At 72.2% G+C, this 6,684-nt stretch carries 5 protein-coding genes; 2 read left to right on the top strand and 3 right to left on the bottom strand.

What is annotated here, in order from left to right:
• The first annotated feature begins 90 nt into the window (after window positions 1-90).
• Complete coding sequence (locus ABZ854_RS34345) at window positions 91-1,086, top strand: DUF1731 domain-containing protein (protein ID WP_361219138.1); 996 nt, start codon at window positions 91-93, stop codon at window positions 1,084-1,086.
• 19 nt (window positions 1,087-1,105) lie between these two features.
• Here the strand turns inward: ABZ854_RS34345 and ABZ854_RS34350 are convergent, their stop codons facing one another.
• Together ABZ854_RS34350 and pepN are read right to left on the bottom strand one after the other, a co-directional pair.
• Window positions 1,106-2,143, bottom strand: coding sequence for a hypothetical protein (locus ABZ854_RS34350; protein WP_361219141.1), 1,038 nt, complete (start codon window positions 2,141-2,143; stop codon window positions 1,106-1,108).
• Between the two features lie 267 nt (window positions 2,144-2,410).
• The gene (gene pepN, locus ABZ854_RS34355; RefSeq protein WP_361219144.1) at window positions 2,411-4,990 is read right to left on the bottom strand and encodes an aminopeptidase N; all 2,580 of its coding nucleotides are present in this window, start codon (window positions 4,988-4,990) and stop codon (window positions 2,411-2,413) included.
• Window positions 4,991-5,127: 137 nt separating this feature from the next.
• Here pepN and ABZ854_RS34360 point away from each other — a divergent pair, with 137 nt between their 5' ends.
• Window positions 5,128-5,790: a DsbA family protein gene (locus ABZ854_RS34360; RefSeq protein WP_361219147.1), complete on the top strand. Its 663-nt coding sequence runs from the start codon at window positions 5,128-5,130 to the stop codon at window positions 5,788-5,790.
• A gap of 63 nt (window positions 5,791-5,853) precedes the next feature.
• On the opposite strand, the gene ABZ854_RS34365 is transcribed toward ABZ854_RS34360, so the two are convergent.
• On the bottom strand, window positions 5,854-6,540 hold the full coding sequence (locus ABZ854_RS34365; protein ID WP_361219150.1) for a response regulator transcription factor: 687 nt from the start codon (window positions 6,538-6,540) through the stop codon (window positions 5,854-5,856).
• Between the last annotated feature and the right edge of the window lie 144 nt (window positions 6,541-6,684).

Consider the following 6,684-nt stretch of genomic DNA (forward strand, 5'->3'; position numbering starts at 1 on the left):
ATCCTGAGCCGGCGCCTTCCCCGGGGCGTGTTTTGAACGCGTTCAAATCTGCGCTAGGGTCACTGTCACACCGTGAGGGGAAGTGGCCCGATGAAGATCGTGATGCCCGGGGGAACCGGCCAGGTCGGTACGGTCCTCAAGCGCGAGCTGACCGCGGCCGGACATGACGTGGTGGTGCTGACCAGGCGGCCGGCGGCCCCGGGCGAGGTCGCCTGGGACGGCCGGACCCTGGGGCCGTGGGCGGGCGAGATCGACGGCAGCGACGTCGTCGTCAACCTCGCCGGCCGCAGCGTCAGCTGCCGGTACACCGCCACCAACCTGCGGGCGATGATGGACTCGCGGGTGGACTCCGCCCGGGTGGTGGGCGAGGCGATCGCCGCCGCGGCCCGGCCGCCGCGCCTCTGGCTGCAGATGAGCACCGCCACCGTCTACGCCCACCGCTACGACGCCCCCAACGACGAGCGGACCGGCGTGATCGGCGGCGCCGAACCGGGCGTTCCCGGCTACTGGGCCTACAGCGTCGACATCGCCAAGGCCTGGGAACGCGCTCAGGAGGAGGCGGACACCCCGCACACCCGGAAGGTCGCGCTGCGCTCCGCCATGGTGATGAGCCCGGACCGGGGTGGCGTCTTCGACGTCCTGCTGCGGCTGGCCCGGCTCGGTCTCGGCGGACCGGTCGCGGGCGGGGCGCAGTACGTGTCCTGGATCCACGACCGCGACTTCGCCCGCGCCGTCGCGTTCCTCGTCGAACGGGACCACCTGACCGGCCCGGTCAACCTCGCGGCCCCCGAGCCGCTGCCCCAGCGCATGTTCATGCACGACCTCCGGGCCGCCTGGGGCGTGCCCGTCGGCCTGCCCGCCACCGCGTGGATGGCCGGACTCGGCGCCCTCGCGCTGCGCTCCGACACCGAACTGCTGCTCAAGAGCCGGCGGGTCGTGCCCGGCCGCCTCCTCGACGCGGGCTTCGCCTTCGACCACCCGCGCTGGGACGGGGCCGCGGCCGACCTGGTGGCCCGCGTGCGCGCCGGACGCGCGAGGAGGGGCCACCGGCGTTCAGGTCCGGTGGCCCCTCCTCTCCCCTCCTGATGCCCGCTCCGGTCCGTCACTACCGGGGCAGCACCACGACATAGGCGGCCGGGTCGCGGTCGGCGGACGCCATCAGGGCCGTACGGATCACCGCCGCCTGTTGTTCCAGGGACTCCCGGAGCTTGCGGGGGGTGACGTGGACGACGGTGATGCCGAGCCGTTCCAGGTGCTCGCGCTTGCGGGCGTACTCCGACCACAGCGCGTCGTCGTCACGGCACGGCGCCCGCGTGTCCAGTTCCACGGCGACGGCCTGTTCGGGCCAGTACGCGTCGAGGCCGCCGAGGTGGGGGCCGCCGGGCAGGCGCAGGTCGACGTTCCAGACCGGGTCGGGGAGGCCGTACTCGCCGACCATCCGGTAGAGCCGGTCCTCGGCGACGGTACGGCCCTCCGCCACCAGCGAGTCCACGGCGTCCACCACCTGGGGCCGGTTCAGCAGCTTCGCACCGGTCAGCTCCCGGACGACGGACGCCGGTTCGCAGTGGCCGCCGCGCACCGCCTCCGTGAGCAGACGCCGTACCGCCGCCGCGTCGCTGAGGTCCGCCACCGCGTCCGCCAGCGCGCGCGGCACGGGTGCGACGGGCAGCCCCATGACCGCGCGGGGCGTCGGCAGGGCGGGGGTGCGGATGACGCGGACGTGGCCCGTGGAGCGCAGCCGGCGCAGCCGCGGGACCAGGACGTCGACGCGGTCCAGGGACGGCAGCGGCGGGGCGGAGGCGAAGCCGTACAGGGCGAGCGCGGCCATACCCGTGATCACCGCCTCGGGGTACGGCGAGTGGTGCGGGTCGTCGGCGGTGGGCTGGGCCGGGACGCCCGGCGCCGATTCGCGCGTCGCGTACAGCAGGGCCGCGTGCAGCCGCTCCTCGCTCGTCGGCGGCCCCGGGTGCAGCAGGACCACGTTGGGGAGCAGCAGCTGCCAGGGGCCGCCGGACCGGCACTGCTCGTTCAGCTCGGCCGTGGACACGCCGCGGGAGCGGAGCTGGGCGGTGGTCAGCACGCGGTGCCGGCCGCCGGCGAGGTGACGGAGGGGGCGGGGGGAGAGCGGGGTGTTGTGCGTCATGGCCACCGGATTCCCGCGCCGGGACTCCCTCTTAACCGCTGTTACAGGGCTATCGACGAATACGGACAACACGGCGCTAAAGGCCAGGTGTTCGGGTGCCGAGTAGGCAGGGAAAACCCCTGGTCCAATCAGGTGAGGACCAGGGGTTACGGCTCCTGTTGCCTGAATTCCGTAACGGTCACCGACCGGCCAAGCCCAGGCCAAAGGTCGGTGCGATCAGCGTTCAGGTGCGATCAGCCGCGCGATGCGATCAGCCGTGAGATGTGATCAGCGGCCCGCGGCCGCCGCGTCGCACTCCTGTCCGCGCAGCGCCCGCGCCAGGTCGTCCCGGGACTCCAGGACGAGCCGGCGCAGCGCCGGGGCCGCGTCCGCGTGGGCGGTGAGCCACGCGTCCGTCGCGTCCAGCGTCTCCCGCCGGTCCTGGAAGGAGGGGAACAGCCCCCGTACGACGTCCATGCCGATCTGGATCGAGCGCTCCTGCCAGATCCGCTCGATGACGGCGAAGTACTTCTCGGCGTACGGCGCGGTCAGCTCCCGCTGCGAGGGCTGGTCGAAACCCGCGATAGTGGCCTCCACCAGGGCGTTGGACAGCGTGTCGGACTCCACGACCTGGGCCCAGGCCTGCGCCTTGACCGCGGCCGAGGGGCGGGCGGCCAGGCAGCGGACCTGGTGGCGCTTGCCGGACGCGGTGTCGTCGCGGGCGAGCTCGTCCGCGAGCACCCGCTCGTCCGCGATCCCGTGCGCGGTGAGGGGCTCCAGGAACGCCCAGCGCAGCTCCTGGTCCACCTCCAGGCCGGGGATCGTCTCGGTGCCGTCCAGCAGGCCCTTCAGCAGGGCGAGCGCGGACTCGGTGCCGGCCGTGTGCGCGAAGAACCGCGCCCAGGCCAGCTGGTGCTCGCTGCCCGGTTCGGCCGCGCGCAGCTCCCGCAGGGCACCCTCGGCGAGCAGCGCCTCGCCCGTGGCCCGCCCCGCGGGCGCCGTGTAGTGGACGAGCGCGGACTCGGCCCACGCGTGCAGCATCTGGAGCACGCCGATCTCGGACTCCCGGCCCGCGAACCGCAGGACCAGCGCGGTGAAGTCCCGGGCCGGGAGCAGCGCGTCCCGGGTCATGTTCCACAGCGCCGACCAGCACAGGGCGCGGGCGAGGGGGTCGGTCAGGGCGTCCAGGTGCTCGCGCAGGGTCGCGAGGGAGGTCTCGTCGAAGCGGGTCTTGCAGTAGGTGAGGTCGTCGTCGTTGACCAGCACCAGCTCGGGCGCCTCGGCTCCGGCCAGGCCGTCGACGACGGTGCGCGGCCCCTCGACGTCCGCCTCCACGCGCGCGTACCGCTCCAGGTCCCCGGCGGGGGTACGGCGGTACAGGCCCACCGCCACCCGGTGCGGGCGCAGCGCCGGGTGCGTCTCGGCGGCCTCCTGGAGGACCGCCAGCTCGGCGACCGTGCCGTCGGCGTCCAGCAGCACCTGCGGGGTGAGGGAGTTGACGCCGGCCGTCTGCAGCCAGGAGCGGGACCACGCGGTCATGTCCCGGCCGCTGGTCTCGGCCAGCACCGAGAGCAGGTCGCCGAGGCGCGTGTTGCCGTACGCGTGCCGCTTGAAGTAGCGGCGGGCGCCCTCCAGGAAGGCGTCCTGGCCGACGTAGGCGACCAGTTGCTTCAGTACGGAGGCGCCCTTGGCGTAGGTGATGCCGTCGAAGTTGAGCTTGGCGTCCTGGAGGTCCCGGATGTCCGCGGTGACGGGGTGCGTGGACGGCAGCTGGTCCGCCCGGTAGGCCCAGGCCTTGCGGCGGTTGGCGAAGGTGATCCAGGCGTTGCCGAAGCGGGTCGCGCCGACGTTGGCGAAGGTGCCCATGAAGTCCGCGAAGGACTCCTTCAGCCACAGGTCGTCCCACCACTCCATGGTGACCAGGTCGCCGAACCACATGTGCGCCATCTCGTGCATGATCGTGTTGGCGCGGCCCTCGTACGACGCCTGCGTCACCTTGCCGCGGAAGATGTACTCCTCGCGGAAGGTCACCATGCCCGGGTTCTCCATCGCGCCCAGGTTGTACTCGGGCACGAACGCCTGGTCGTACTTGCCGAACGGGTACGGGTAGTCGAAGTGCTCGTGGAAGAAGTCCAGGCCCTGCTTGGTGATCAGGAAGACGTCGTCGGCGTCGAAGTGGGGGGCGAGCCCCTTGCGGCACATCGCGCCGAGCGGGATCTCCAGCTTGGTGCCGTCGTCCAGGACCCGCTCGTAGGAGTCGGTCACGTAGTGGTACGGGCCCGCGACCACACAGGTGATGTACGTCGAGACGGGCTTGGTCTCCGCGAACCGCCACACGCCGTCGGCCAGTTCACCGGCGCCGTTGCTCCACGCCGTCCAGCCCTCCGGCGCCCGCACCTCGAAGCGGTAGGGGGCCTTGAGGTCGGGCTGCTCGAAGTTGGCGAAGACGCGGCGGGCGTCGGCCGGCTCGTACTGGGTGTAGAGGTAGACCTCGCCGTCCTCGGGGTCGACGAAGCGGTGCATGCCCTCACCGGTGCGGGAGTACGCGCACTGGGCGTCGACGGTCAGCTCGTTCTCGGCGGCCAGGTCCTCCAGCGTGATGCGAGAGCCGTCGAAGACCTGACCGGGATCCAGGTCCCGGCCATTGAGCGTGACGGAGGTCACAGTTGGGGCGACGAGGTCGGCGAACGACGAGGCGCCCGGCTCGCCGCAGCGGAAGCGGATCGTGGTCACCGACCGGAACGTGCGCGGCTCGCCCTGACCCTCTCCGACGGCGGAGCGCAGGTCCAGGGACACCTCGTACCCGTCGACGGACAGCAGGGCGGCCCGCTCCCGGGCCTCGTCACGGGACAGATTCTCACCGGGCACGCGCGCACTCCTTCGTGATCGCTTCAGGGGCTGAACAGGACCGATCCTGCCACGCACACCTGACAGCGGGCACCAGGGAATGAGGGCGGCCGCGGACAGGTTGAACCCTTCACAGACCTTTCCCGGCAAGGAGAAGCATGTCCGAGACCGCGACCACGCCCGGCAAGACCCCCGTGGACTTCTGGTTCGACCCGCTGTGCCCGTGGGCCTGGATGACCTCCCGCTGGGTCCTGGAGGTGGAGAAGGTCCGCGACATCGAGGTCCGCTGGCACATCATGAGCCTCGCCGTCCTCAACGAGGACAAACTGGACGAGCTGCCCGAGTCCTACCGGGAGATGCTCGCCACCAAGGCCTGGCAGCCGATCCGCGTGGTCACCGCCGCCTGGCAGCGGCACGGCGAGGACGTCCTCGGCCCCCTCTACACCGCCCTCGGCACCCGCATCCACAACAACGGCGAGGGTCCCACCCTGGACGCCATCGCCGGCGCCCTCGCGGACGTCGGCCTGCCCGCCGAGCTGATCGACTACGCCGAGCAGAAGGACTTCGACTACGACGCCGAGCTGCGCGCCTCCCACAAGGAGGGCATCGACAAGGTCGGCCAGGAGGTCGGCACCCCGGTCATCGCGGTCCCCGGCGACAACGGCGAGCAGATCGCCTTCTTCGGCCCGGTCGTCACCCCCGCCCCCAAGGGCGAGGAAGCGGCTCGCCTCTGGGACGGCACCCTCGCGGTCGCCTCGGTCCCCGGCTTCTACGAGATCAAGCGCACCCGCACCAAGGGCCCGGACTTCAGCAACCTGTAGACGGCCACCGGTTCACACGCCGACCGGCGGTCCCTGTACGCCGACCGCCGGTCCGCCGCACCCTCATCCCGGCCGCCGCAGCAGCCCGCGCTCCATGGCCACCACCACCGCCCGCGTCCGGTCGCCCACGTCCAGCTTGGCGAACAGCCGCAGCAGATGCGTCTTGACGGTGGCCTCGGAGATGACGAGCCGTCGGCCGATCTCGGCGTTCGTCAGCCCGTCGGCCACCGCGGCCAGCACATCCGTCTCGCGGGCGGTGAGCGGGTCCTGGACCGGCCGCCGCATCCGCGCGACCAGCTTCTCCGCCACCCGGGGAGCCAGCACCGTCTCACCGCGCGCCGCCGCACGGATCGCGTCGACCAGCTGCCGGCGGGTGGTGTCCTTGAGCAGATAGCCGATGGCACCGGCCTCGACCCCGCGCTCGATGTCGGCGTCGGTGTCGTACGTGGTCAGGATCAGCACCCGGGTGCGCGGGTGCCTGGCTACGATCTCGGTGGTCGTCGCCACCCCGTCCAGCACGGGCATCCGCAGGTCGACCAGGGCCACGTCCGGGTCGTGGCGGGCGACCAGACCGAGGGCGGCGCGCCCGTCGGCCGCCTCCCCGACCACCTCGATGCCGGTCTCCCCGTCGAGCAGCGCGATCACCCCGGCACGCATCACGGTGTGGTCGTCGACCACGACGACGCGCAGCGTCCCGTCCGCCGCGCCGCCGTTCCCGGCGGCCCCACGGCTCCCCGTCCCGCCGCTCATGCCGCCCTACCTTCTTGAGTGCGTCCCGTGAGTTCGCGACTCTGGGACAGCGCGGGTGGGGCAGGGATGGTTTTCATGCTGGCTGCCCTAGATGGCTCAGGTGGCTGATCCCCCTGCCCCGCCACTTCTTCCGGACTGCTGATT

Origin of the sequence: Streptomyces sp. NPDC047028, assembly GCF_040644095.1 — a bacterium.
Classification (GTDB): domain Bacteria; phylum Actinomycetota; class Actinomycetes; order Streptomycetales; family Streptomycetaceae; genus Streptomyces.

What these genes read in the sequence shown, in the direction of transcription:
- ABZ854_RS34345 (WP_361219138.1), top strand. Translation starts at nt 91, where the DNA reads ATGAAGATCGTGATGCCCGGGGGAACCGGCCAGGTCGGTACGGTCCTC.
- ABZ854_RS34350 (WP_361219141.1), bottom strand. Translation starts at nt 2,143, where the DNA reads ATGACGCACAACACCCCGCTCTCCCCCCGCCCCCTCCGTCACCTCGCC.
- ABZ854_RS34360 (WP_361219147.1), top strand. Translation starts at nt 5,128, where the DNA reads ATGTCCGAGACCGCGACCACGCCCGGCAAGACCCCCGTGGACTTCTGG.
- ABZ854_RS34365 (WP_361219150.1), bottom strand. Translation starts at nt 6,540, where the DNA reads ATGAGCGGCGGGACGGGGAGCCGTGGGGCCGCCGGGAACGGCGGCGCG.